A 631-nucleotide genomic window follows, 5' to 3' on the forward strand; every position below is an offset into this window, starting at 1 on the left:
GCGACACGGCGGCGGCGACCATCGTCTGCAACCGGAAGGGTTCGCGCGTCAGAACCCAAGCCAGCAGCGCGGTGACGAAAGGTGCTGTGGCATAGATGACCGCGACATTGGCGACGAAGGTGAACTTGAACGCCGAGATGAAGGCGATGCTGGCCAGAGCTCCCTCTACCGCCAGCAGCCAGCCGCGCCAGCCAAGCCGCAGCGTTTCGCGGTTACCGGAACGGTGACGCCGCCACAGCACATAGAAGCTGATCAGGATGGCGCCGACAAAGCCGCGCCAGCAGATGATGGTCAACGGGTCGGCATGGATCGACTTTGTCAGAACACCGGTCAGGCCGAAAACGGCAGCTGAGGACGACACCAGGATGATGCCGAGTGTGCGCTCTGCGGCGGTGTCGGTGGCGGCTGCAATGTCAGTCATGCAACCAGCCTACGCCGCTTGGTCCTGACATCGTAGTGTCAGCAATGATGGTGATCCACATCATAGGCGTTTGCGGAAATGCTCGGTGCCGACGATCAACAGGCCGGCGGCGACGATCAGCGCAGCGCCCAGGAACACCTCGCGGCGCGGCACGTCGCCCCAGATCGCAAAGCCGAGTGCGAATGCCCACAACAGCGAGGTGTATTCCAG

The 631-nt window shown here is 62.8% G+C and carries 1 protein-coding gene and 1 pseudogene; both read right to left on the reverse strand.

The features are described 5' to 3' along the window. Positions 1-421, reverse strand: a 421-nt coding sequence (locus EN939_RS36970) for a DMT family transporter (RefSeq protein WP_164751637.1), incomplete at its 3' end; no start/stop codon positions are given. Between the two features lie 60 nt (positions 422-481). Next, positions 482-631, reverse strand: a pseudogene (locus EN939_RS39950) (DMT family transporter); the annotation flags it as partial.

Origin of the sequence: Mesorhizobium sp. M7A.F.Ca.CA.002.05.1.1 (genome assembly GCF_003998335.1) — a bacterium.
Classification (GTDB): Bacteria; Pseudomonadota; Alphaproteobacteria; order Rhizobiales; family Rhizobiaceae; genus Mesorhizobium.